Origin of the sequence: Microbacterium sp. (assembly GCF_036566905.1) — a bacterium.
Lineage (GTDB): Bacteria > Actinomycetota > Actinomycetes > Actinomycetales > Microbacteriaceae > Microbacterium.
In genome coordinates, this window is record NZ_DATCVK010000118.1 from 1 (window position 1) to 24,036 (window position 24,036).

The 24,036-nt window shown below is 69.7% G+C and carries 25 protein-coding genes and 1 tRNA gene; 17 read left to right on the forward strand and 9 right to left on the reverse strand.

Annotated features, from left to right (window positions below; all coding sequences use genetic code 11):
• Nucleotides 1-276: 276 nt before the first annotated feature.
• The 8 genes from VIP82_RS08760 to VIP82_RS08795 all read left to right on the forward strand — a co-directional run bounded on the left by VIP82_RS08760 (nucleotide 277) and on the right by VIP82_RS08795 (nucleotide 9,432).
• Nucleotides 277-417: a hypothetical protein gene (locus VIP82_RS08760; protein WP_331907681.1), complete on the forward strand. Its 141-nt coding sequence runs from the start codon at nucleotides 277-279 to the stop codon at nucleotides 415-417.
• Complete coding sequence (locus VIP82_RS08765; protein WP_331907683.1) at nucleotides 414-503, forward strand: potassium-transporting ATPase subunit F; 90 nt, start codon at nucleotides 414-416, stop codon at nucleotides 501-503. The genes VIP82_RS08760 and VIP82_RS08765 overlap by 4 nt, the downstream gene beginning before the upstream one ends.
• Nucleotides 503-2,185: a potassium-transporting ATPase subunit KdpA gene (gene kdpA, locus VIP82_RS08770; RefSeq protein ID WP_331907685.1), complete on the forward strand. Its 1,683-nt coding sequence runs from the start codon at nucleotides 503-505 to the stop codon at nucleotides 2,183-2,185. Before VIP82_RS08765 ends, kdpA begins: the two co-directional genes overlap by 1 nt.
• A gap of 3 nt (nucleotides 2,186-2,188) precedes the next feature.
• Complete coding sequence (gene kdpB, locus VIP82_RS08775) at nucleotides 2,189-4,387, forward strand: potassium-transporting ATPase subunit KdpB (protein ID WP_331907687.1); 2,199 nt, start codon at nucleotides 2,189-2,191, stop codon at nucleotides 4,385-4,387.
• Between the two features lie 24 nt (nucleotides 4,388-4,411).
• Nucleotides 4,412-5,020: a potassium-transporting ATPase subunit KdpC gene (gene kdpC / locus VIP82_RS08780; RefSeq protein WP_331907689.1), complete on the forward strand. Its 609-nt coding sequence runs from the start codon at nucleotides 4,412-4,414 to the stop codon at nucleotides 5,018-5,020.
• A 41-nt stretch (nucleotides 5,021-5,061) separates the two neighbouring features.
• A complete protein-coding gene (locus VIP82_RS08785) occupies nucleotides 5,062-7,587 on the forward strand; it encodes a sensor histidine kinase (RefSeq protein WP_331907691.1) in 2,526 nt (841 codons plus the stop codon).
• A gap of 10 nt (nucleotides 7,588-7,597) precedes the next feature.
• Nucleotides 7,598-8,287 (forward strand): response regulator, encoded by a 690-nt coding sequence (locus VIP82_RS08790; protein WP_331907693.1) that lies wholly within the window; start codon nucleotides 7,598-7,600, stop codon nucleotides 8,285-8,287.
• Nucleotides 8,288-8,763: 476 nt separating this feature from the next.
• Entirely contained in the window at nucleotides 8,764-9,432 is a 669-nt protein-coding gene (locus tag VIP82_RS08795) for a hypothetical protein (protein WP_331907695.1), read from the forward strand.
• 93 nt (nucleotides 9,433-9,525) lie between these two features.
• Here VIP82_RS08795 and VIP82_RS08800 read toward each other — a convergent pair whose 3' ends face one another.
• The 7 genes from VIP82_RS08800 to VIP82_RS08830 all read right to left on the reverse strand — a co-directional run bounded on the left by VIP82_RS08800 (nucleotide 9,526) and on the right by VIP82_RS08830 (nucleotide 14,237).
• Entirely contained in the window at nucleotides 9,526-10,146 is a 621-nt protein-coding gene (locus VIP82_RS08800) for a TerC family protein (RefSeq protein ID WP_331907697.1), read from the reverse strand.
• A 33-nt stretch (nucleotides 10,147-10,179) separates the two neighbouring features.
• Nucleotides 10,180-11,118: a DUF1214 domain-containing protein gene (locus VIP82_RS08805; protein ID WP_331907699.1), complete on the reverse strand. Its 939-nt coding sequence runs from the start codon at nucleotides 11,116-11,118 to the stop codon at nucleotides 10,180-10,182.
• 219 nt (nucleotides 11,119-11,337) lie between these two features.
• Complete coding sequence (locus VIP82_RS08810; protein WP_331907701.1) at nucleotides 11,338-11,556, reverse strand: hypothetical protein; 219 nt, start codon at nucleotides 11,554-11,556, stop codon at nucleotides 11,338-11,340.
• Nucleotides 11,557-11,597: 41 nt separating this feature from the next.
• The gene (locus VIP82_RS08815) at nucleotides 11,598-11,891 is read right to left on the reverse strand and encodes a hypothetical protein (RefSeq protein ID WP_331907703.1); all 294 of its coding nucleotides are present in this window, start codon (nucleotides 11,889-11,891) and stop codon (nucleotides 11,598-11,600) included.
• The gene (locus VIP82_RS08820; RefSeq protein WP_331907705.1) at nucleotides 11,888-13,066 is read right to left on the reverse strand and encodes a hypothetical protein; all 1,179 of its coding nucleotides are present in this window, start codon (nucleotides 13,064-13,066) and stop codon (nucleotides 11,888-11,890) included. The genes VIP82_RS08815 and VIP82_RS08820 overlap by 4 nt, the downstream gene beginning before the upstream one ends.
• Nucleotides 13,063-13,575 (reverse strand): hypothetical protein, encoded by a 513-nt coding sequence (locus VIP82_RS08825; RefSeq protein ID WP_331907707.1) that lies wholly within the window; start codon nucleotides 13,573-13,575, stop codon nucleotides 13,063-13,065. Before VIP82_RS08825 ends, VIP82_RS08820 begins: the two co-directional genes overlap by 4 nt.
• A 2-nt stretch (nucleotides 13,576-13,577) precedes the next feature.
• Nucleotides 13,578-14,237: a ParA family protein gene (locus VIP82_RS08830; RefSeq protein ID WP_331907709.1), complete on the reverse strand. Its 660-nt coding sequence runs from the start codon at nucleotides 14,235-14,237 to the stop codon at nucleotides 13,578-13,580.
• 124 nt (nucleotides 14,238-14,361) lie between these two features.
• Here VIP82_RS08830 and VIP82_RS08835 point away from each other — a divergent pair, with 124 nt between their 5' ends.
• The 5 genes from VIP82_RS08835 (at nucleotide 14,362) to VIP82_RS08855 (ending at nucleotide 18,871) form a co-directional block, all read left to right on the forward strand.
• The gene (locus VIP82_RS08835; RefSeq protein WP_331907711.1) at nucleotides 14,362-14,952 is read left to right on the forward strand and encodes a hypothetical protein; all 591 of its coding nucleotides are present in this window, start codon (nucleotides 14,362-14,364) and stop codon (nucleotides 14,950-14,952) included.
• Nucleotides 14,945-15,157 (forward strand): hypothetical protein, encoded by a 213-nt coding sequence (locus VIP82_RS08840; protein ID WP_331907713.1) that lies wholly within the window; start codon nucleotides 14,945-14,947, stop codon nucleotides 15,155-15,157. The genes VIP82_RS08835 and VIP82_RS08840 overlap by 8 nt, the downstream gene beginning before the upstream one ends.
• Nucleotides 15,158-15,287: 130 nt before the next feature.
• A complete protein-coding gene (locus tag VIP82_RS08845; protein ID WP_331907715.1) occupies nucleotides 15,288-16,427 on the forward strand; it encodes an ATP-binding protein in 1,140 nt (379 codons plus the stop codon).
• Between the two features lie 167 nt (nucleotides 16,428-16,594).
• Nucleotides 16,595-16,665 (forward strand) — tRNA-Gly (locus tag VIP82_RS08850).
• 4 nt (nucleotides 16,666-16,669) lie between these two features.
• The gene (locus VIP82_RS08855; protein ID WP_331907718.1) at nucleotides 16,670-18,871 is read left to right on the forward strand and encodes a DapH/DapD/GlmU-related protein; all 2,202 of its coding nucleotides are present in this window, start codon (nucleotides 16,670-16,672) and stop codon (nucleotides 18,869-18,871) included.
• A gap of 67 nt (nucleotides 18,872-18,938) precedes the next feature.
• On the opposite strand, the gene VIP82_RS08860 is transcribed toward VIP82_RS08855, so the two are convergent.
• The gene (locus VIP82_RS08860; RefSeq protein ID WP_331907720.1) at nucleotides 18,939-19,697 is read right to left on the reverse strand and encodes a class I SAM-dependent methyltransferase; all 759 of its coding nucleotides are present in this window, start codon (nucleotides 19,695-19,697) and stop codon (nucleotides 18,939-18,941) included.
• Between the two features lie 81 nt (nucleotides 19,698-19,778).
• Between VIP82_RS08860 and VIP82_RS08865 the strand changes: the two genes are divergently transcribed.
• From VIP82_RS08865 to VIP82_RS08880, 4 genes are all read left to right on the forward strand, one after another.
• Nucleotides 19,779-21,284, forward strand: coding sequence for an HNH endonuclease signature motif containing protein (locus VIP82_RS08865; RefSeq protein ID WP_331907722.1), 1,506 nt, complete (start codon nucleotides 19,779-19,781; stop codon nucleotides 21,282-21,284).
• Between the two features lie 98 nt (nucleotides 21,285-21,382).
• Nucleotides 21,383-21,925 carry a GrpB family protein gene (locus VIP82_RS08870; RefSeq protein WP_331907724.1) on the forward strand — a complete coding sequence of 181 codons (543 nt, stop codon included), beginning with the start codon at nucleotides 21,383-21,385 and terminating at the stop codon, nucleotides 21,923-21,925.
• Between the two features lie 360 nt (nucleotides 21,926-22,285).
• Nucleotides 22,286-22,711: a pyridoxamine 5'-phosphate oxidase family protein gene (locus tag VIP82_RS08875; protein WP_331907726.1), complete on the forward strand. Its 426-nt coding sequence runs from the start codon at nucleotides 22,286-22,288 to the stop codon at nucleotides 22,709-22,711.
• Between the two features lie 175 nt (nucleotides 22,712-22,886).
• Nucleotides 22,887-23,537: a hypothetical protein gene (locus VIP82_RS08880; protein ID WP_331907728.1), complete on the forward strand. Its 651-nt coding sequence runs from the start codon at nucleotides 22,887-22,889 to the stop codon at nucleotides 23,535-23,537.
• On the opposite strand, the gene VIP82_RS23030 is transcribed toward VIP82_RS08880, so the two are convergent.
• Nucleotides 23,524-24,021 carry a DUF6226 family protein gene (locus VIP82_RS23030; RefSeq protein ID WP_414684645.1) on the reverse strand — a complete coding sequence of 166 codons (498 nt, stop codon included), beginning with the start codon at nucleotides 24,019-24,021 and terminating at the stop codon, nucleotides 23,524-23,526. The genes VIP82_RS08880 and VIP82_RS23030 overlap by 14 nt on opposite strands.
• Between the last annotated feature and the right edge of the window lie 15 nt (nucleotides 24,022-24,036).

Here is a 24,036-nt window from a genome sequence, read left to right on the forward strand (position 1 = left end):
GCTCCCGCCGGCGGCGGCGGCCGCCGCAAGCTGTCGCTGGAGCTCTTCGACGTGACTGGTGATCTGCATGACGTCAGAGTGACATCACTATGGCGTCACGTCAACGCCCGCAGCTGCGCCGGCGTCAGGGGAGCGTGAGCGTCGGCTCCGACGTCGTTCGGATTCCGTGAGGACGACGGAAGCGGCATCCGTTCGCGGGTTGCATCGGATGCACGCCCGCCGCACAGCGGGCGTCCACGCGGCCCGCCGCGCGGAACGCAGCCACCGGGAGTCCATGTGCTCGATGTCATCTACCTCGTCGCGACGATCGCGCTGTTCGCGCTCGTCGGGCTGATCGCCAGGGGGGTCGAGCAGCTGGGCCCGCGCGCCCGCGCCTCCACGCCGCGCGAACCGTTGAGCGGAGAGACGCGCCGATGATCGTCTTCTCCCTCGTCGCCGGCGTCCTCGGTCTCGCCGCCGTCGTCTACCTCCTGGTCGCCCTCGTGAATCCGGAGAGGTTCTGATGGATGCCGCGACCGTGGTCACCGGCATCCTGCAACTCGCGACTCTGCTGCTCACCCTCGCGGTGCTGTACCGGCCGCTCGGGGACTGGATCGCCCGCGTCTACACGAGCGGTCGGGACGCGCGCGTCGAGCGCGGCTTCTACCGGCTCGTCGGGATCGATCCCCGCTCTGAGCAGACCTGGCAGGCGTACACGCGGGGAGTTCTCGCGTTCTCGGCCGTCGGCGTGCTCTTCGTGTACGCCTTGCAGCGCTTCCAAAGTGTGCTGCCGTACTCCCTGGGCCTGCCCGCCGTGCCCGAGGGCCTCGCCTTCAACACCGCGGTATCGTTCGTCACGAACACGAACTGGCAGTCCTACTCCCCCGAGCTCACCACGGGCTACACCGTGCAGCTCGCGGGTCTGGCGGTGCAGAACTTCGTGTCGGCGGCCGTCGGCATCGCGGTCGCCGTCGCACTCGTCCGCGGGTTCGCCCACCGCGGGTCGGCCACCATCGGCAACTTCTGGGTGGATCTCACCCGAGGTCTGACGCGCCTGCTCCTGCCGCTGGCGGCAGTGTCGGCCATCGCGCTCGTGATCGCCGGCGTGGTGCAGAACGCGAACGGACTCGCAGAGGTCGCGACGGTGACCGGCGGAACGCAGACGATCCCGGGTGGGCCGGTCGCGTCGCAGGAGGCCATCAAGCTCCTCGGTACGAACGGCGGCGGCTTCTTCAACGCCAACTCCGCGCATCCGTTCGAGAACCCCACGCCCTGGTCGAACATGCTGGAGATCCTGCTGCTGCTCGCGATCCCGGTCGCGATGCCGCGGGCCTTCGGCCGCATCATCGGCGACGACCGGCAGGGGTACGCCATCCTCGCCGTGATGGGGTCGATCGCCGTCGCATCCATCGCCGCGGTGACCTGGCTCGAATCGCGGGGGCTCGGCACCGCTCCGCAGCTCGCGGGCGCCGCGATGGAGGGCAAGGAGACGCGCTTCGGCATCTTCGGCTCGACGCTGTTCGCCGGCGCCACCACGCTCACCTCCACGGGCGCGGTCAACTCGATGCACGACTCGTACACCGCGCTCGGCGGCATGATCCCGATGATCAACATGATGCTCGGCGAGGTCGCGCCGGGCGGTGTGGGGTCGGGCCTGTACGGCATGCTCGTGCTCGCCGTGATCGCGGTCTTCGTCGGCGGCCTTCTCGTCGGCCGCACGCCCGAGTACGTCGGCAAGAAGATCGGGCCCACGCAGATCAAGCTGGCGAGCCTGTACATCCTCGTGACGCCGGTGCTCGTGCTCGCGGGCGCGGCGCTCAGCTTCGGCATCCCGGCCATCCGAGCGGACGTCGAGTCGAACTCGATCTGGAATCCCGGCGTGCACGGCCTCGGCGAGGTGCTCTACGCCTTCACCTCGGCGGCCAACAACAACGGCTCCGCCTTCGCCGGCCTCACGGCCAACACGCCATGGCTCAACACCGCACTGGGGGTCGCCATGCTGCTCGGCCGGTTCGTGCCGATCGTGCTCGTGCTGGCTCTCGCCGGCTCGCTCGCCGCACAGGAGTCGACGCCGTCGAGCGCCGGGACGCTCCCCACGCATCGCCCGCAGTTCGTCGGCCTTCTCGCCGTCGTCGCGGTCGTGATCACCGCACTCACCTACTTCCCCGTTCTCACGCTGGGTCCCCTGGCGGAAGGGCTCGTCTGACACATGTCCACACCCACCCTCGTCTCCATTCCCGAGCCCCTTCAGGGCCCCGTCCCCGGGTCGGTCCCTCCGCGGCCGAATCGACGCTCGCGCGCGTTCAGCGCGGCGCAGCTGGGCGGGGCCCTGCCGGGGGCGCTTCGCAAGCTGAATCCCGCCGCCCTGTGGCGCAGCCCCGTCATGTTCCTCGTGTGGGTCGGCGCCGCCCTGACCACCGCCATCGCGATCGCCGAGCCGTTCCTCGGCGGACCGGAGGAGTCGGGCGGCACCCCGGTGCCGTTCGGGTTCACGTGGGGGATCGCGGTCTGGCTCTGGCTCACCGTGCTGTTCGCCAACCTCGCCGAGTCGGTCGCCGAGGGCCGCGGGAAGGCCCAGGCGGCGACGCTGCGGAAGACGCGCACCTCGACGATGGCGCACCGTGCCAGCGGCTACGACCCGGTCGCCGATCCCTCGGCCCAGCGGGCCGAGACCGTCGAGGTCCCCTCGGGCGAGCTGAGCCTGGGCGACGTGGTGATCGTGTCGGCAGGTGAGCTCATCCCCGGCGACGGCGACATCATCGCGGGCATCGCGACCGTGGACGAATCGGCGATCACCGGCGAGTCGGCGCCGGTGGTGCGCGAGTCCGGCGGCGACCGCTCGGCCGTCACCGGCGGAACCCGGGTGCTCTCGGATCGCATCGTCGTGCGCATCACGTCGAAGCCCGGCCAGACGTTCGTCGATCGCATGATCGCGCTCGTCGAGGGTGCGAGCCGTCAGAAGACGCCCAACGAGATCGCCCTCGGCATCCTGCTGGCGAGCCTGTCGATCGTGTTCGTGATCGTCGTGCTCACGCTCAATCCGATCGCGTCATATGCCGCGGCACCGGTCAGCATCCCGGTGCTCGTCGCACTGCTCGTGTGCCTCATCCCGACGACGATCGGCGCGCTGCTGTCCGCCATCGGCATCGCCGGGATGGACCGGCTCGTGCAGCGCAACGTGCTCGCCATGTCGGGCCGGGCCGTCGAGGCGGCGGGCGACGTCACGACGCTCCTCCTCGACAAGACCGGCACGATCACCTACGGCAACCGCCGCGCCGCGGACTTCGTCGCGATGCCCGGCGTCGGCGACGCGGAGCTCGCTGCTGCGGCGGCGCTCGCGTCGCTGGCCGATCCGACCCCCGAGGGGGTCTCGGTGGTCGAGCTCGCGCGGCTGCGCGGACAGGAGGTGGGCGGGCCCGCCGGGTCCACCGTCGTGCCGTTCACCGCGCAGACCCGCATGAGCGGTGTCGACCTCGAGGACGGCACCGAGGTGCGCAAGGGCGCCGGCTCGGCGGTGCTGGCCTGGCTCGCGGCATCCGGATCCCCCGTCACCGCCACGACGCGCGCGCTGCTGACCACCGAGACCGACGCCATCGCCCAGTCCGGCGGCACGCCGCTCGTCGTCGCCGTCCGAGGTGCCGGGCAGCCGGACGACACAGCGGACGCCGCGCGGATCCTCGGCGTCGTCCACCTCAAGGACGTCGTCAAGGAGGGCCTCCGTGAGCGCTTCGACGAGCTGCGCGCCATGGGCATCCGCACGGTCATGATCACGGGCGACAACCCGCTGACCGCCGCCGCTATCGCGAAGGAGGCAGGAGTCGACGACTTCCTGGCCGAGGCGACCCCCGAGGACAAGCTGGCCCTCATCCGCCGCGAGCAGGAAGGCGGCAATCTGGTCGCGATGACGGGCGACGGCACGAACGACGCTCCCGCGCTCGCGCAGGCCGACGTCGGCGTCGCGATGAACACCGGCACGTCGGCGGCGAAGGAGGCCGGCAACATGGTCGACCTCGACAGCGACCCGACGAAGCTCATCGACATCGTGCGCATCGGCAAGCAGCTGCTGATCACGCGCGGCGCGCTCACGACGTTCTCGCTCGCCAACGACATCGCGAAGTACTTCGCGATCATCCCGGCGATGTTCATGGGGGTCTTCCCGGGCCTGGCGGCGCTCAACATCATGCAGCTGAGCTCGCCGGCCTCGGCGGTCACGAGCGCGATCATCTTCAACGCCGTGATCATCGTGATCCTCATCCCGCTCGCGCTGCGCGGCGTGAAGTACCGCCCGGCGAGCGCCTCGCAGATCCTCAGCCGCAACCTGCTCGTCTACGGGCTCGGCGGCGTGATCGCGCCGTTCGTCGGCATCAAGCTCATCGACCTCGTCGTGAGCCTCATCCCGGGCTTCTGACCCACGAGCCCGACAGGAGACACCATGTCCACCCGCACCACTGTCCGCACCGCCGGCGTCGCCGTCCGCGCGATGCTCGTGTTCACCCTCGTGCTCGGCGTCGGCTACGCACTCCTCATCACCGGCGTCGCGCAACTGGCGCTGCCGTGGCAGGCGAACGGGTCGCCGGTGCACGATGCCGCCGGCGATACCGTCGGGTCGGCGATCGTCGGCCAATCCTTCACGGATGCCGAAGGCGATGCCCTGCCGCAATACTTCCAGTCGCGGCCCTCGGCGGCCGGCGACGGCTATGACGGCGGCGCCTCGAGCGGATCCAACTACGGCCCCGAGAATGAGGACCTCATCTCGGCGATCGAGAGCCGGCAGGCCGCGATCGCGGAGCGGGAAGGCGTCGCGATCGCGGACATCCCCGCCGACGCGGTGACCGCCTCGGGATCCGGCCTGGATCCGCACTTCAGCCCGGCGTACGCCCTGCTGCAGGTGCCCCGCGTCGCCGCCGCGCGGGGGCTGGACGAGTCCACGGTGCGGTCCCTGGTCGAAGCGCACATCCAGCAGCGCGACCTCGGCTACCTCGGCGAGCCCCGCGTGAACGTCGTCGAGCTCAACCTCGCCCTCGATGCGCTCAGCTCATGACGGGTGCGCGACCGGCGGGACGGCGGACATAGGGTGACCACATGAAGCGCGGCAAGCTGCGGGTGCTGCTCGGGGCGGCGCCCGGCGTCGGCAAGACGTACGAGATGCTCGAAGAGGGCCGCCGTCTCGCGGACGACGGCCGCGACGTCGCGATCGCCGTCGTCGAGACGCACGATCGCGCCGCCACCGCCGCGCTCGTGGAGGGCCTGCCCGTCGTCCCGCGCGCCACCGTCTCGCACCGCGGGGTGGAGCTGAGCGACATGGATCTCGAGGGGGTGCTGGAGCGGCATCCCGAGATCGCACTCGTCGACGAGCTCGCCCACACCAACGCGCCCGGGCTGCCCCACCACAAGCGCTGGCAGGACGTCGACGCGCTCCTCGACGCCGGCATCGACGTCATCACGACCGTCAACGTGCAGCACATCGAGTCGCTCGGCGGCGTGGTCGAGAAGATCACGGGCGTCGCCCAGCAGGAGACGGTTCCGGATGCCGTCGTCAGGGCCGCCGATCAGGTCGAGGTGGTCGACCTCTCGCCGCAGTCGCTGCGCGACCGCCTGTCGGCGGGACTCGTCTACCCGGCGGAGCGGATCGACGCCGCGCTGTCGAACTACTTCCGGCTCGGCAACCTGACCGCGCTGCGCGAACTCGCGCTGCTGTGGCTCGCGGACGAGGTCGACAGCGCACTGAAGTCGTACCGCGCCGAGCACGGCATCGAGGGCGCGTGGCAGGCTCGGGAGCGTGTGGTCGTGGCCCTCACCGGCGGCTCGGAGGGCGAGACGCTGCTGCGGCGCGGCGCCCGCATCGCGGCGCGATCGGCGGGCGGCGAGCTGCTCGCGGTGCACGTGTCGAGCCAGGACGGCCTGCGTTCGGGCGACCCGGGGGCCCTCGCCGCGCAGCGGGCGCTGGTCGAGTCCCTCGGCGGCACGTACCACCAGGTCGTCGGCGACGACGTCCCCCGTGCGCTGGTCGAGTTCGCGCGGTCGGTGAACGCGACGCAGCTCGTCATCGGCGTGAGCCGCCGCGGCCGGCTGATGGCGGCGCTGACCGGTCCGGGCATCGGGGCGACGGTGATCCGCGAGTCCGGCGACATCGACGTGCACATGGTGACCCATGCCGCCGCGGGCGACCGTTTCCGACTACCGCGCATGACCGGCGGCGCCCTCAGCGTCAAGCGCCGCGTGCTCGGCTTCCTGCTCGCCCTCGTCGGCGGACCGCTCCTGACCTGGCTGCTGGTCTCGCTCCGCAACGAGGACACCATCACCAGCGACGTGCTCGCCTATCAGCTGCTCGTCGTTCTCGTGTCGCTCGTGGGAGGCATCTGGCCGGCGGTCTTCGCCGCCGTGATGTCGGCGTTCACCCTCAACTACTTCTTCGTCCAGCCGTACTACACCGTCTCGATCGCGGATCCGCGGAACGTGTGGGCGCTGATCCTCTACGTCGTGATCGCCGTGCTCGTGAGCTTCATCGTCGACCGTGCCGCGCGCGCCGCACGGGCGGCACGTCGTGCGGAGGCCGAGGCGGAGCTGCTCGCGAACGTCGCGGGCAGCGTGCTCCGGGGCGAATCGGCGGTGCCGGCCCTCATCAGCCGCACCCGCGAGTCGCTCGGCCTCGCCGGTGTGCGGCTCGTCGACGCCGATGACACGGTCGTCGCCACCGACGGCGAGCCCGTGCGCGACGGACGCTACGAAGCGGTCACCGTGGCGCGACGCAACGGCGGCCCGCCGGCGATGCTCGAGCTGCACGGCCACGCACTCGACGCGTCCGAGCGCCGCCTCATCGATGCCGTGGCGGCTCAGCTCTCGGCGGCCCTCGAGCACAGCGACCTCACCGCCACCGCACGGGCAGCCGGCGTCCTGGCCGAGACCGATCAGGTGCGCAGCGCCCTCCTGTCCGCCGTGAGTCACGACCTCCGCCGCCCGCTCGCCGCCGCGGTGGCCGCCGTCGGCGGCCTGCGCGCTGCGGAGCCGAACCTCTCGCCCGACGACCGCGCCGAGCTGATCGCCACGGCCGACGAGTCGCTCGCGACCCTGTCGGCGCTGGTCACCGACCTCCTCGACGTCAGCCGCGTGCAGGCCGGGGTGCTCGCGGTGTCGCTTCAGAGCGTCGACAGCGCCGGCATCGTGCTGGCAGCACTCGACGAACTCGGCGCGGGGCCTGATCGGTTCGAGCTCGCCCTCGATCCCGACCTTCCGCCGGTGGCCGCCGACCCCGTGCTGCTGCAGCGCGTGCTCGTGAACGTGCTGTCGAACGCCGCGCGGCATGCGCCCGGGGGCACTCGCGTCCGCGTGGCGACGAGCCGTCTCGGACGCACGGCCGAGATCCGCATCGTCGACCACGGCAGCGGCGTCTCGCTCGAGCGCCGCGACGATATGTTCGCCCCGTTCCAACGACTCGGCGACACCGACAACACCGCCGGCCTCGGTCTCGGACTCGCCCTCTCCAAGGGCTTCACCGAGGGCATGGGCGGTACGCTCACCCCCGAGGACACGCCCGGAGGAGGCCTGACGATGGTCATCGCGCTCCCCGTGGCCGACCCGATCCCCGCCGAAGAGAGGCCGCTCCGATGAAGGTCGTGTCGTGAAGGTCCTCATCGCCGACGACGATCCGCAGCTCGTCCGCGCCCTCCGCATCACCCTCGCGGCCCACGGCTACGAGGTGGTCGCGGCGCCCGACGGCGCTGCGGCGGTCGCGCTGGCGGCCAAGGAGCACCCCGAGATCGTGATGGTGGACCTCGGGATGCCGCGGCTCGACGGCGTCCAGGTCATCGAGGCGCTGCGGGGCTGGACCACCGCGCCCATCATCGTGGTGTCGGGACGCACGGGCTCCGCCGACAAGGTGGAGGCACTGGATGCCGGCGCCGACGACTACGTCACCAAGCCGTTCCAGATCGATGAGCTGCTCGCGCGCCTGCGCGCGCTGTCGCGGCGCCGGGGAGCGGCATCCGAGACCCCCGTCGTGAGCTTCGGCGACGTCGTCGTCGACCTCTCGACGAAGACCGTCACCCGCAGCGGCGACCGCGTGCACCTGACACCGACGGAATGGCGGATCCTCGAGTTCCTCGCCCGCAACCCCGGTTCCCTGGTCACGCGGCAGGCGCTCCTCAAAGACATCTGGGGCACCGAGCAGGTCGCCGACACCGGCTACCTGCGGCTGTACATCTCACAGCTGCGCAAGAAGCTCGAGGTCGACCCCGGGCGTCCCGAGCACCTGCTGACGGAGTCCGGCATGGGTTACCGGCTGGTCATCGACACCCGCGACGCCGCCTGACCCCGCTCTGTGCAGACGACTAGCGAGCGCTGCAGTTGCCCGCGAGCGCTATGTCTGACGACGGCGCGATCGCCGCGAAGTGGAGCGCTCGCGCCTCCTCCCCAGAGGCAGCGCCGGCGTCGGTGTCCACGGATGGAATCGGCTCGGCAGCGCTCGGCGCGCGGGGCGCGCAACCTTGTGGCGTGTGGCTCGACAGACCTCCGCTGACCACCGTCTTCCGCCGAAGCGAAAACGACGGCGAGCCGGTCAACGACCGGCGACTGCGCGCACGGGTTGCTGGCGGTGAGATCGTCCGCATCGCTCGCGGCGCCTACGCCGAGCGCGCAGAGTGGGACCGCCTGACGCCGATGGCTCGACACGCTCAGCGGGTGTGGGAGGCTGCGGCCCGCGCGTCGTCATTCGTCGTGGCCTCGCATTGGGCGGCCGCGGCGCTGCACGGCATCGACATCATCGGCGATTGGCCGACCGCAGTCGACGTGAGCATCGACACCGCTTCAGGCGGAAGGTCCAGCGGTAGCTTCCGCCGCCATGCGCGCGCACTCGCCGAGGTTCTCACGATGCCGTGGGAGCGGCACGCCGTGACGACTCCGCTTCAGTCCACCATCGACCTCATGACCTCGTCCCGCTTCCTCGACGGCGTGGTCGCCGCCGACCAGGCACTGTGGAGTCGGCGACCAGGAGGAGCGCTCGTAGAGGCTTCGGCGCTGCGCGACGCGGCGCACGGAGTGTTCGGCCGAGGATCGGCGCGAGCGCCCCGGGCGGCCGACTTCGCCACGAACCTTTCAGACAGCGTGCGCGAATCGCACAGCCGCGTGCTGATCTCGGTCTTGGGCTTTCCCGAGCCGGAGTTGCAAGCGCGGTTCGTGCTCGCGGACGGCAGGGAGGCCTTCACCGACTTCTTCTGGCGTGAGCACAAACACATCGGCGAGTTCGACGGTACCGGGAAGTATCGCGACCCGGCGCTGCGGAAGGGCCGGACACCCGAGGAAATCCTGCTCGCGGAGAAGGATAGAGAAGACGACCTTCGGCGCCAGGTCGATGCGTTCTCGCGATGGCGGACGCCGGCGCTTCGCTCGCCGAAGGCGCTCTACGAGATCCTGCGCGGCGCCGGTCTACCGACGTCGAGGCCGCGCCCCGGCCGCTAGCCCCTGATCGCTGAGCGCTGCAGTTCCCTGCGAGCGTTGCGCCGCTCGACGGCGCGGTCGCAGGGAACTGCAGCGCTCGCACGAAGGGCCGGATCAGCCGAGTCCCTGGCGCTGCTCGTCGGCGCCGGGCGCGGCATCCCCCGCCACGGGCTTGGACGACAGACCCACCGAACCGGCGTGCGGGTCCTTCGAGAGCGCGGCGGCCACGGCGACCGACTCGTCGGCGTCGGGGTACTGCGGTCGAAGCTGCACGGCGGACTGACGCTTCTGCTCGCGCTTGGCCTTGCGCGCCGCGTAGGTGAGGTTCAGCGCCTCGACGAGGATCGCGAACGCCATCGGCGCGTAGATGAAGGCCTTGTCGATGTGCACGCCGAAGCCCTCGGCCACGAGGAACACGCCGATGAGGAGGAGGAACGACAGCGCCAGCATCTTCACCGTGGGGTGCTTGTTGACGAACGAGAAGATGAAGCGGGCGGCGAACAGCATGATGCCGAACGAGAGAACGACGACCGTGATGATCACGACGAGGTTCTCGGTCATGCCGACGGCGGTGATCACCGAGTCGAGCGAGAAGACGATGTCGAGCGCGAGGATCTGCGCGAGCACCGCCCCGAAGGTGGCGTAGTGCCCGCAGTGAGCGGTTGGTAAGCGAAGCTCGCAGCGCAGCGGAGAGCGGAGTCTGCAAATAGCGATCGGAGGGAACGCAGCCGTCAACGGCCGCTACACTCTCGCCGTCGGAGCGGAGGGCTATCCGGCGATCTGCGGGAAAACCCAGCTGCCGTCAACGATCTCGGCACGCGGTCGGTAGAGCCGGACGAGGTAGTTCCACCCATCGGTGATCGGGATCGCGTTAGGGGTCCCCTGCGGGTAATCACCGAACCGCACCGTCGTCGAGCCATCCGCGTTCTTGACCGCCGTGATGTTGTTGACGGTATAGGCGTCGCGATCGTTCGGTTCGAAGAAGCCCTGGGCGTTATAGACCGATATCGACCAGAACCCATCGACGGGAACGTCTCCTACGGTCAGTTCGTACTGCCCGACGGGGAGACGCGGATCGACACCGATGTAGGACGCTTCGCTGGTGGGGAGGCCGCCCCATCCGGCGGCTGTTCCGATCAGGTGCCGGACCGGCTGGACTTCGTCCTTCGTGCCGAACATGTGGTCAAAGCCGGTCAAGTTACGGGCCAGGGACAACAACGCATCCCGGGTCTCATCGAACGACACCGTGTCGTACTCCGGATACGCGAAGGGCTCCGCGGAACGACTCGCCAACTGGATCTGATCCTGAAGGGCGGTGACCTCAGCGATATCCGCCGGGCTGGCCGGGTCGACCAGGATCCGAACCGCCACGACGACGTAGCGACTCCCCAGCTCGTCGGCACGGAGGTCGTACTCGCCCGCATCGTGGAAGATCGCCTCCACGAAGTGATCCTCACTGACCACCATCGCCGACAGATACCGCTCACCCGGGTCGGGAAGCGTCAGAGTGGCCCCGGCCGCCAGATCGACAACCGCGAAGCTATACAGCGTGTCGCGATTGAGCCGAATCACAGTCTGCTTATCGATCGCCGCCGGCGCGCGATTATGCAAGAACAGGTTGATCCCACCCGCGCTGCCCTGAAGATCGTGGAACATCCGATCCGTCTCAGCACGAGCAAAATTGTCAGCGTTCACCCGAATAGCCACGACCCCGATCCTCCCACAACCACGTCGCGCACTTGACGAAACCCATAGAAGGGTCGGAGCCCCGGAGCGCCAGCGGAGGGGTGAGGATATGCCGCGAAAAGCCCGGCACAGAACGGGTGGAGGGAGCTACGATGACCGGCCAGGAAGGGCCCCCGCTCCCCACTCCAGGGCAGCGTTCACGGCGCGACGGTTCGCGCGCCGGGTCGCTGGTCGCGGCGCTCATGGGGAAGGGACCGCGACCCAGTCGGAAGAACCGAGCGCGATCGCAGTCGCGTACGCGATGACGACCAGGACAGCAGCGAGGCCGGTGCTGCGTGCAGCCCTGGCGAGGTGGCCAGTGAGTAGTTGGCCGGCGAGGACGGGCAGCAGCAGCACAGTCATGACAGACGCGATCGTCACAACCGCGATGAGCGGCAGCAGGTGGACCGGGATGCTCATCGATCGTCCCTTCCTTCGGTGACCGGCGGTGTCCGGCGCGGTCACGCTCCTTCGGGTGCGTCGTCGCTGAGGGCGGCGAGGGTGCGGATGAATGCCTGCCTGTCCGCGGTGGGGGTGGTGATCAGCGTCGCGATGGTATCCCGCAGGGCGGCGAGCTCCGCGGTGGGGAGTCCGGTGAGCGGGGCGAGGCACCAGTCGAGGTCTTCGGCGAGCTGGTAGCCGGGTTCCTCGAGGTGCTTCTCCGGGTGGTAGGTGAACGCGCAGATCGCGACCCGGTACAGCGCGGCATCCGTGTCCGCCCGGTCGAGCCGGGTGCGATTTGGGGTTGTGGTCATCGATTCATTCCCATCGTGGTGTTCGGGTTGAGCATCGGGTGCGGGGCGGCGGGGTCCAGGTGGTGCCGTCGCCGGGGTGGGTCTTGGTGGCGGAGCCGCTCGTTGACTTCTCTGCCGATCGCGTCCAGGCGGGCCTCCTCAAGCGCGGTGCGCTCTGCGAGCCGCGAGGCGCGCTGCTGCTCGGCCAAGTGGCGGCGTGCCTCCGAGACCCGGCGCCGGTCGGCGTAGCTGAAGTCGGTGGCGAGGGCGTGCTCGATGCGTGCCCGCTTGCTGTCGCGTTCGAACGCGGCCACCAACTCCACCGGAGTCGGCAGCAGCCCCTCGACGGTCGCAGCGGTTGCGAGCCGGATCGCGACGATCTCCTCCCGCGAGCGTGGCCGACGGAAGAAGTCGTCCGCGGCGGCGTCGTTCGCGCGGCGCTCCGCCGACGAGGTGGTGCGGATCCGGCGCGGCGGCAGCCCCGCCTCGAGCCGCCGCTTCTCCCGTTGTTTCCAGGCCCGGTTGCGTGCCAAGATCTCCTCCTTGTGCGCCGCGTAGTACGCGCGCTTCTGCGCCTTCAACTGCTCGGCGTGGGTGGCGTAGTAGGCGCGGTTCGCGGCACGGTGCACCTCCGGGTTCTCCTGTCGGCGGGCGCGGAGCTTCGCGTTGTACTCGTCCTTGTGCGCGTCCCACCAATGCCGCCGGCTGGCTGCCCGAGCCGCGCGATACGCGACCGGATCCTCGGCGAGCTTGCGGGCACGCCACTGCCGCGTGTACTCGTGGTGCTCCGCCTTGTGCGCCTCGTAGTACTTCTTCGACGCCGCCCGCTTCGCCCGACGCCGCCGACGCTCCTGCGTCTGACGGGCGCTGTAGCCGCGCATGTACTCGCGGTTCTTCGCGAGCACCTCCTCGCGGTGCTCCGCGTTGTACGCGGCACGGTACGCGCGCACATGTTCAGCGTTGCGTTGCCGCCACGCCCGCTGCACCTCCCCCACACGCTCCGGGTGCCGTTCCCGATACGCGCGCCGCTGCTCCCGCTCCTTCTCACGGTCACGGTCACGACGCCGCGCACGAGACGTGCGCTGCCTCTCCCGCCGCCGTTCTGCCACGAGCTCCTGGTACGTACCCCAGAGATCGTCGTCACTGTGCCACTCGGCATCCTCGGGGAGGTCGGGCTGATCGTCGCGGCGGCTCATCGGTCGCTCCCCGGAACGAGGCCGAGCACGGCGGAAGGCGACCTCCCCGCCTCCCGAACGGCGGCATCATCGGAGTGCGCGGCAACCGGGGTGCCGGAGTCGGGGATACCGGTGTTCCGGGAGTGCGGAAGCCCGAGACTCCCGTTGTCTGTCACTTCCGGTGTTCCGGAGTTGCGGAGTGCGGAAGTCTCGAAGTGACGAAGTTCGGAAGTGACGGAGTCGCGCAGTTCGTCCTCGGTGGATCCCCGCAGCTCGTCGGCGTGCGCGAGCAGCAGGTCGATGGCGACGCGGATGAGGGTGTTCTCGGTGATCCGCTCTGCCTTCGCCGGCCGGCGGAGCATCAGCGTCTTCGCCAACGCGGTGAGTGCGGCATCCTGATCCGCCCGCACCCGGGCGTCCTTGCGGGTCAGCCGTGCGAACTTGGCCACCCCGCGGTGCTCGACGGGGGTTTCTGCCTCGACGCGGGCGCGGGCATCGTCCAGCTTGCCGGCGAGGTCGACCTTGCCCATGCTCACCACCGCCCACTCAGCGCTGGCGCGAACTGCTGCGTCATCTCCAATCCGACACGGGTGACGTCCGAGATGGTGCCGGCGGTGCGTCGGTTATCGCGCAACGTGGTCACCAGGTCGCCCACTACTGGCGCGTCGGCCTGCGTCTTGTACTGACGCAGGTACGCGTCGAACCGTGGCACACCCCACGTCGTGTCGAGCAGGTCCCGCCAAGTGCCCAGCTGCGACGGGATGCGCGCGTCGATCCGGTTCAGCAGCACCGCGTGCCGCAACTGTCGGGGCTCGACCAGCCGGTGAATCGTCCGCAGCGTCGGCTCCACCGCGAGCGGCTCCGGCGTGAGCGGGACCACGACGAAGTCCGCCGCGTTCAGCGCCGTCTCCAGCACCGGGGCGTCTTCCAGGTTGCCGGGGGTATCCACGAGCACGAAGTCATACTCCACCCGCAGCTCACGGAGCCGGGTGAGCACGCTCGGGTGCTGGTTGCCGGCGAAGTCGAACGGCAGCCGATCCCGCACGTTCTCCGCCCACCACACCGTCGACTGCTGCCGATCCACATCCACCACAAGCACCCGGTGCCGGCGCGACAACGCCGCACCCAGCTGCATCGTGACGGTGGTCTTCCCCACGCCGCCCTTCTGATTCGCGATCGCGATGACCCTCATGTCAGTCCTCCGAACTGTCGAAGTTGCGGATCTGAGAATTTCATTGACATTAGTACATGCCTAAGTCGTATAGTGAGTCAAGGGCAATCTGCGGAACGCGGGAGCGGTAAGGCAAACTAAGGGGGTGAAGGTCGACGTGAAGACACTCGACGGCAAGACGATGACGTCCCAGGACGCCACGCAGTCAGTCGGGACCGCCCTGCGCATCGCGCCCGGTTTCGTCGCCACCGCGGCGGACGAGGCGACTGGCGTCGAGACCACCATTGAGGCGCACTACAGCCCCGACCGCGGCAGATACGTCATCACGACGATCCTGAACCGGGCGATCGCCGAGGACTTCAGCGAGGACCGCCTCAAGCGCCCGGCGCCGCTAGCGATCCTGCAGGTCGCCATTCCCCACTGCATCTCCCTGCAGCTGGATGACACCCCGGACGCCAAGTGGACAACGGTTGCAGACCTGACCACTACCGAGGGGCGGATCATCCCGCCATGGATGGCGCAAGCGGTGGTCAAGCGCGGCATGAAGGACGAGCGGTGGGAAGTCATCGAGATCCTCTACGGCACCGCAGCACTCGCAGACCTCCCGCCCGTAAAACTCATCGCGCTCGAACTCGAGGTCCCCGAACGCACCGCATCAGACTGGATCCAGAAAGCCCGCGCCGCGGGCTGGCTAGTCGGAATGACGTCTAACGTCGGCCGACCCGCCAATGCCTGAAGCGCTGCCCACCAAACTGGTGGCAGTCGATCACGTGACGGCGGCGGCGATCGTCGGTCTGAGTCCGTCGCGCCTCCGTCACCACGTGCGGCTGGGTGACGTGACTCCGCACTTCACGGGGACAAAGCCGCTCTACCTCATCTCCGAACTCGAGCGATTCGTTGAGCGGCTGCCAACCCACCCGGAGCACCTCCCGACGACGTGATGTCCCCACGGGGACGCCGCGGCGCTCCCGTGCCGCCGCTCGTTCGGATCAGCGCCCGCTGGCCTCGGACACACGTCCGCACGCGCGCTTACGATGTCTAAAAGACTGAATGATGTCTAAAGGAGCTGGCGTGGCCCTGAATCCCTTCAAGCCTTCCTTCGGTAGCACGCCCCCGGTGCTGGTCGGCCGCGACCGGGAACTGGACGACTTCGCGCTGGGATTGGAGGAGGGACCGGGCTCCCCCAACCGAGCGACGATCTTCACCGGTGCCCGTGGCGTCGGGAAGACCATCATGCTGTCCGAGGTGTCCGAACGCGCGTCCGGCAACGGATGGATCGCCGCCGATGTCACCGCCGGTCCAGGAATGCTCGAGGAACTAGCCGACCTGCTCACCGCACGAGCGCAGGAGTTGATCCCCAAGCGGGGTCGTCAGGTCACCTCGCTGTCCGCAGGCGGTTTCGGCCTCGGTCTCGCTCCAAGTGACCGGGAGGCGATCGGTTGGCGGCAGTACATGACCTCGCTGATCACGGCGCTGAACGACCGCGGTACCGGAGTCTTGATCACCATCGACGAAGTTCACGCGCGTGTCGTCGAGCTGCGCAGGCTGGCGGCGACCTATCAGCACTTCGTGCGCGAGGGCCTCGACATCGCGATCGCGATGGCGGGTCTGCCTTCCGCCGTCTCCGCACTGCTCAACGACGATGTCCTCACCTTCCTACGGCGAGCGCACCGCGTGACCCTCGAGGACGTTGCCCTCGACGCTGTCGGCGCCGCACTGCGGGAGACCATCAGTGCCAACGGCCGAACCATCGCGCCCGGAGACCTCGAACGCGCGTCGGCCGCCACGCTCGGCTACCCGTTCCTGATCCAACTGGTCGGATTCCACATCTGGCGGCAAAGCCCTGAATCCACCGCGATCTCAGCCGACGACGTCGATACGGGAATCCAGGCGGCGCGCCGACGGCTGGGAACCACCGTCCACGAGGCCAGCCTCGCCGACCTCTCCACTGTCGATCGCACATTCCTGATCGCCATGGCCCAGGACACGGGTCCCAGCAAGCTGAGTGCGATCGCCGCGCGCATGTCCGTCGACCGCAACTACGCGAGCCAGTATCGTGCCCGCCTGATCGACGCCGGCATCATCGAACCGGCCGGGCACGGACACGTCACCTTCACCGTTCCCTACCTGCGCGAGTATCTGCGGGATCACGCCGCATCGATGGGGCTCAACACACTCAAACTCGATCGACCCGCCGACGGACTCGTTTAGACAGCGTTCATCTCTTTAGACATCACCGCCCTGTCGCCGCGCGTCCGCTCAAGCCAGTAGGTATGCTGACAAGTGGTGCGGGAAGTTGCCGCGCCACCGCTATGTGTACACTGATGTGTACACCGGGACTTGAAAGGGATCCTCGATCCCAGTGTTTTCAAGGCCTCGGGGCTGTAGTTCAATGGCAGAACTTCTGCTTCCCAAGCAGATAGCGCGGGTTCGATTCCCGTCAGCCCCTCCCTATGCCAGCGATCGCCGCCCACGAGTACTCGCCCTGGGATTTCTGGCGCGAAGCGTCGATCGATGAACGACATGCGCAGCTGGCGATCCAGCACGCGCTGGTCGACGGCCGCGCCGATCACTCGCTCGGCGAGCAGTGCTTCATCTCCGAGCTCGCCTCGATCGACAACGACTCGCTGCGGCTCGGCGATCGCACCTACGTCGCCGCCGGCGCCTACCTCACGGGCGATCTGCTGGCCGGTGCCGACTGCAGCATCAACCCGTACACGGTGATCCGCGGCCGCGTGACGATGGGCGACGGCGTGCGCATCGGCGCGCATACGTCGATCCTCGGCTTCAACCATTCGATGGAATCCGGCACACCGGTCTTCCGCCAGCCGCTCACCTCGAAGGGCATCGAGATCGGCGACGACGTGTGGATCGGCTCCCACGTCGTCATCCTCGACGGCGTCCACGTCGGATCCCACGCGGTGCTCGCCGCCAGCGCCGTCGTCACCAAGGACGTGCCCGCCGGCGCCGTCGTCGGTGGCAACCCCGCGCGGTTCATTCGGTGGCGTGTCGAGCCCGATGACACCGGCATCGCGCCGGACGCTGCCGCCGACGCGGCGGCACGCGGGACGGACGATCCGGCGGCGGGCGCGACTGGCGCGAGCGCGCTGCGGTCGACGGATGATGGGACCGTGACGAGCCCGCTGCGGTCGACGGATGATGGGACCGTGACCGGGGTGCCGCGACCGTTCTTCTCTGCGGGCGCCTCGGCCGGGGCGGCCATTGGGGCTGGGGGAATCGCTGCGGACACAGAAGCGGTGAGCGACGGGTCCGTCGCTCACGATGCTGCTTCCGGCGACCATGTGGCGAGCGTCGGTGCGGCCGATGCGGCATCCGGCGACCATGCGATGAGCATCGGTGCGGCCGATGCGGCATCCGGGGACGATGTGGCGAGCGCCGGTGCGGCCTCTGCCGATGCGACGGCGGGCCCGACCATGGGCACGACCCCCGGTGCACCCGCCCCGAACCCGGGCGCCACCCTCGCGTCAGCCACTCCCACGCAGGCGACGGCCTCCGCTCCGGGCACTCCGGCGCCACCTTCGGCCGCGTCCCTGATCGCGGCATCCGATGATGCCACGGCGGGCCTTGCCGAGCGGGTCGCCGATCTGGCCGCACGCGCCCGGGAGGAGGCATCCGCTGTCCTGCAGCGCTCCTGGAACGACGACCTCGAGCTCTTCGCGGACCGCCCCGGCGCAGCGCCGACCGTGCGCGCGCAGGGCGATGCGGTCGAGATCGCCGATCTGCTGCTCGGCACCGCGCCGCCGCAGGCGTCCGCCGAGGCGCAGATCCGGCAACTGCAGGAGTGGCAGGATGCCGCGACCGGCGCGGTCGCACCCCTCGGTCCCGATGGTCGCCAGGAGGCGGGCCTCGGGTTCTCGCACGGCGATGTCGCCTACCACGTGCTGAGCGTCGGGTACGCGCTCGATCTGCTGGGGTCGGCGTTTCCGGCTCCTCTCACGTGGGTGACCGCGGCCACTCCGGAACGGGTGATCGCGTTCTGCGAGAGTCTGCCGTGGGCCTCCGACGCGTGGAACGCCGGCCACCACATCGATGGCTTCGGCACCGCGCTTCTGTGGACGCGGCGTGCGGGGCATCCGATTCCGGCGGGTGTGGAGGAGGCATTCTTCGGCTGGCTGGTCATGAACGCCGATCCCCACACCGGCATGTGGGGTTCGCCCACCGCCGACGGCGGCCTGCTCCCTGTCGTGAACGGCTTCTATCGGGCGTCGCGCGGCACGTTCGCGCAGTTCGGGATGCCGCTCCCCTACCCCGAGCGCGTCATCGACACCGTGCTGCGGCACGCGCGAGACCCGCGATGGTTCGCCGTGGGCGCGCGCAACGCGTGCAACGTGCTCGACGTCGCGCACCCGCTGTGGCTCACGCGCACGACGGGCTATCGCGGCGACGAGGTGCGCGACCTCGCCGCGCGGCTGCTGTCGGATGCCGTGTCGACCTGGATGCCGCGCGCCGGGTTCTCGTTCCGCGAGCCGGCCCCCGCGACCCGCGGCCTCGCAGAGACCGAGCCCGGCCTGCAGGGCACCGAGATGTGGCTCGCCATCCTCTGGTACCTCGCGGATCTCGCGGGCGTCTCGGATGCCCTCGGCTACCGCCCCCGCGGCGTGCACCGCCCCGAGCCCGCCGCCACGCTGCGGTAGACGGCGCGAGTGTCGGCGCATTCGGGACGGTCGCGGCGCCCGCGGCGCGTCGTGACGGACTCCCCTGTCAGGGCGCGGATTGTCGCTCGATCGGTGCGAGCACCACGAGCCACGACGAGTAGTGCTCGGTGACGGTGCCGCCCAGATCGTTCACGGCGTCGACGGCCTGCTCCACCTCGTCGGCGGACCAGTCGCTGAACGTGCGGAAGAGACGCGCGACCGCAGCGGCATCGAGCTCGAGAGTCCATCGGTAGGTGGAGGCATCCGTCACCTCGAACAGACCCGACCCGGTCAGGCTTTCGATCGTCGCAGCGAGGTCCTCGGCGGGCGGACCAGGCCGCGACGGCGCACGACGAGCGGCGACGATCTCAGCGATCCGCGCGCGAAAGGGCGTGGTCGAGGCGTCGGCGTCTCCGAACACATTGCGCCACACGGCGAACCGGCCACTCGGGATGAGTATCGTATATATCTTCGGTAGGACGATGTCGAGGTCCATCCAGTGGATCGAGGTCGCCGCGACGACGAGGTCGAAGCTCGATGGGGCGAGTGCGATGTCTTCCGCGCGACAGACCCGCACATCGGCTGCAGGGTGGACCGCGCGAAGGAGAGTTGCGAGGCGCGGCCCAGGCTCCACTGCGGTGACGCGCAATCCTGCACCAAGGAGCGGCCCGGTCGCCTGCCCGCTCCCGGCGCCGAGATCGAGCGCGGCAGCGCCGGGCCGCAGGAGCCCGAGCGTTCGGAGTCGCTGCCACAGTCCGGCCGGGTATGGCGGCCGAGCAGCGGCGTAGTCGTCGGCACTCGCCTCGAAGTGCATCGGGTCCACCACAGGCACGAGCGTAGGCACAGTCGACGGTCGCGTCGAGACTTCGCTTCTCTTCGATGTCGGAGCGCTTCGTATATTTGTTCTATGGGTTCTTCGGTGTCGTCGCCTCCGGCGATGCGGCTGACGGATGCCGTCGCCCGCGTCGCACAGCGATTCGACGCGGGCGGAATCGGGGTCGAGCGGCTGGACGACGAAGAGCTGCTGGAGCTGCTCGTCGACACCACCGAGGCTCGCAAGGCCCTGGAACTCGTCGTCGCGAGCGCGTCGGCGGAGGTCTCCCGCCGATCGGCGCGCGAGCGCGGCTACGGCGGACTCGCGCAGCGCAAGGGCCTGCGCACCGGGACGGCGCTGGTCCAGCAGATCACGGGCCTCGGTCGCGGCGATGTCACTCGTGCCGTGCGGGCGGGAGAAGAGCTCGCGCCCACGATCCCGTTCCCGCCCGAACCAGTCGCACCCGGGACGGATGCCTCGTCTCAGGTGGCTGAGCCGACGCCGGCGGCGCCCGAGTGGCTGCAGCTGGTTCGTGATGCCCTTGCGGCAGGCACGCTCTCGCAGGCGCAGTTCCACGCGATCCGCTCTGGTCTGGGCGAGCCGCCCGTCGATCGCTATCCCGAGCTGGATGCCGACTTCCTGCCCCAGGCGTGGTCGCGCGCAGTGCGACTGCTGCTCGACGAAGCGGCGACCCTTCCGGTGGAAGACCTGCGCAACCAGGCACGCATCGCCCGCGACCGACTCGATCCTGTGGGCGTGACGCTGCGGTTCGAGGAGCGGTTCGCCGCTCGGTCTTTCCGCCGGTGGATCGACGAGAGCGGACAACGCCACGCCCACATCCTCTTCGACGACGAAGCGGGCGCATGGGTAGATGCGCTCCTCCAAGCCGCCCTGCGGCCACGGCGTGGGCCGCGGTTCGTCGGCTCCGACGCCGCCGAGAAGGCGCGCGAGATCGAAGCTGACGATCGCACGAACGAGCAGCTGCAGTACGACACGATCATCGCGGTGCTCCGCACCGGCGCCGACACCGACCCGCACCAGGCGTTCGGCGACCGGCAGCCGGGTGTGCGGATCCTCGTCGAGTCGGCGGCGATCACCGCCCTGGACGGGCGTGGGGAGATGCGGGTGACCGGCGTCGGTCATCTTGAGGACGGCGGGTATGCCCTGCCCGGCGGGCTCATCGAGGCGCGCCTCTGCGATGCGGGCGCGATCCCGGTGATCTGGGACCCGAACGGACGGCCACTCGATGTCGGCCGCGAGCTGCGATTGTTCAGTCGCAAGCAGCGGATCGCCATAGCGGCCCGCGACGGCGGGTGCGTCTGGCCATCGTGCAGCGCGCCGATCTCTCAGTGCGAGTACCACCACATCGACCACTGGTGGGATCAGCACGGCCGCACCGACGTCGACGACGGCGTTCCCCTGTGCCGCAACTGCCACCTGCGCCTGCACAACCAACGATGGCGCATCACCCGCCACCGAGATCCGGCCAGTTCGGCAGACAGGTACTGGCTTCATCCGCCGCCCGACCCGCTGACTGGCGAGATCGGTGATCCGGTCCGGCTGCGGTCGAAGTCGCCGCGACGGTTCGGCGCCGCGTGAGGGTCGGGCAGGCGCAGGAAGTGGTGACAGTCCCGGCCAGGTGCGGGAAGGATGCCGGCCGCACGCTGTCCGCGAATCGAGGTGCGAAGCTTGTCGGCATGCCTGTCACCGTCGTTCCCTACTCGAGCGACTGGCCCGAGCAGTTCGCGCGTGTGGCTGCGGATCTGAGTGGAGCGCTGGCAGATGGTTCGGTGCTCTCCATCGAGCACGTCGGCTCGACGTCGGTACCGGGGCTCGCAGCCAAGCCCGTGATCGACATCGATGTGGTGGTGCGGCGTGCGGATCTTCCGGCGGCGATCGCGGCACTCGTCGCCGTCGGCTACACGCATCGCGGCGACCTCGGCGTCACGGACCGCGAGTCGATGGCCGCACCCGACCACGATCCGCGACGGAACGTCTACGTCTGCGTCGAGGGCACGCTGCACCTGCGCAACCACCTCGCGGTGCGCGCGATCCTCCGTGAGCGGCCCGACCTTCGGGACCGCTACAGTGCCATCAAGACAGAGCTCGCCCGCGACCCGGCGATGGACATCGAGCGATACCTCGCCCTCAAGTCGCCCGTGCTTCAGGAGGTGCTGGCCATGTCCGACCTCACCGACGCCGAGAAGCAGGCGATCCTCGCACTCAACGCGGGGACCTGACCGCCGCGCTGGCGAAACCATCACCCACGCCGCCCGCTGTCCATAGACCGCGCTCGAACCCCGGCACCGGCACCCCGTACGCCTCCTCCCCTGCCGGCACTGTGCCCTTGCCGTCGACCGCCATCCGCAGGAGGCACCTGATGCGCCGAGATTCGCACCGCGAAGCCCTTCCCCGCCCTACCGCGCCGCACCTGATACGCCGAGATTCGCACCGCGAAGCCCCTTCCCCCGCCATCCGCACGAGGCACCTGATACGCCGAGCTTCGCACCGCGAAGCCCTTCCCGCGCCCTACCGCGGCCGCACCTCCTGACAAAGCCGGGATCACGGCTCGGGCCGGCGGCTGCCGATACTGTGACCCGGTGACCTTCGACCCCAGCGACACCGCCGCACTCGCCGCCTTCGTCCGCGCGCAGGGCCGCGCCGTCGTAGCGACCGTCGCGCCCTCCGGCGCGCCCGAAGCGGCGCTGGTCGGGATGGCGGCGCTCGACGACGGAACGCTGATCTTCGATGCCTCCGACGAATCCCGCAAGGTCCACAACCTGCGCGCGAGCGGCCGTGTCGCTGTCGTCGTCGGCACAGAGGCCGACGTGACGGTGCAGATCGAAGGTTCCGCCACTGTCGCGTCGGGCGCGTCACGCGAACGGCACGGTGCCGCGTACAACGAGCAGTTCCCAGGCTCACGCGCGCTCGACCAGGGCTTCGCCGTCGTCGTCGTGCGGCCGGAGTGGGTCCGGGTCTACGACGCCTCGGTGCGGCCGGCAGCCGTCACCGAAGCGCGCTGGTGACCGCCCGGGTCCTCGCTCCCGACGACGGCCGGGTGCAGGCGCGCTGACGACAGGGCGATCACGGCCTGACGGGCGCCGGATTCCAGGCATCCGTTCAGTCAACCAGTGCACGCGCACTCTCCACACGGGCGGGTGCTCCGCCGACGGTGCCGGCGCCTCTCGGTAGATTGGTCGAGTGCTCCGCCGACTCTCGCCGCTCCTCGTCGCCGCCGCCCTCGCCCTCACCGGCTGTGCCTCCGAGGTGCCTGCAGCATCGACGACGTCTTCCTCGCCCGCCGCCCAGCCCAGCGAGACGCCGACGCCCACACCGGCCGGCGCGATCGCCGTCGGCGTGGAGGGCATCGCACTCACCGACGGGGACGCGTCGAAGACGTTCTCCTTCGACGACCCGGAACCGCTCCTCGCCTTCGTCGAGGAGCTCACAGGAGAACCCCGCGCCGGCGAGGACTTCGAGGACCCCTGGGGCAACGGCGAGACCTGGGGAACCCTGTACACCTGGGAGGACATCACGGTTTCCGTCCTCAAGGACGGCCCCGCGAGCGTGACCATCCTCGCGACGACCGTCGGCGGCATCCCGGTCGGCACAGCGAGCGGCATCACGATCGGGTCCACCCGCGACGAGGTGCTCACGATGGGCGGATGGGACGAATGGGATGCCGACGGCGACGGCCAGGCGGACTATCTCGGCGTCGATGGGCAAGAGGTGGAAGGCGTGGAATCGCTGAGCCGCCCCGGCGAGCCTGGGCGCGAGTTCATCCTCGTCAAGCTGGACGGCGACGTCGTCACCGAGCTGCAGAGCCCCTCGAACGACTTCAGCGACATCTGACCGTCACCCATTCAGGAGCGCGGTGGCCACGGCGCTCACACGCGATGCGGACTCCGCTGGGACCGCGCGGCGGCCAGTCGCTCGAGGGGATAGTCGATCGCTCGAGACGAACCGCCGGTCGAGCCGCCGGGAAACTCCCGCCGGAACGACAGGGACAGTTCAGCGCCCCGGCGCGCAGACCTCCGAAAGCCCGCCGGCGACGACGACGAACACGGGCGGCGCGCACGGCATCCGTCGGAGCGCGCAGGAGGTCGGCGACCGCCTCCGGCGTCTCCCCCACCGTGGCGTCGTACGTCTCCTGAAGCCACACGATGAGCGCATCAGCGACATCGTGGAGCAGCGAGAAGCGCTCGAGGTTGCTCGTCACCGAATACGAGTCATCCGGCGGTCCGTCAACACCCCAACGCTGGCCGTCCGGAATCGGCCGCCCGAGGGCGCCGACGAACAGCCGCGGCACTTCCCAGGGTCGGACGTAGACGGACATCGCGCCCAGCTACCC